Genomic DNA, 277 nt, shown 5'->3' on the forward strand with positions numbered 1-277 from the left:
TCTTTGTCCTCGCCGCCGGTGATCATCAGTCGTGCAGTGATCTCCAGCTCCCCGAGGACGTCGCGCTGCTCGTCGCCTTCCACGGCCATGCCGGCATCGGTCTGGTCTTCGTCGAGCGCATCGGCGTCCAGCGTCTGTACCTGGCTCGGCGTATCGACCAGGCGCCAGGCGGCGGCGAACGGCGCCAGACTGACGCCCGCGCCGGGCGCGAGCTTCACGCGATGCACGGTGAGGCCCAAACGTGCCGCGAAGTCGCCGAACAGGCCGAAGCTGTTGC

The 277-nt window shown here is 68.6% G+C and carries 1 protein-coding gene; it reads right to left on the reverse strand.

The window, feature by feature from the left end; translation table 11 throughout:
* Positions 1-277 (reverse strand): hypothetical protein (locus CVH10_RS20020; RefSeq protein ID WP_146143153.1); only part of this gene is annotated, 277 nt, incomplete at both ends.

This window comes from Halomonas sp. ND22Bw, assembly GCF_003011945.1.
GTDB lineage: Bacteria > Pseudomonadota > Gammaproteobacteria > Pseudomonadales > Halomonadaceae > Halomonas > Halomonas halophila.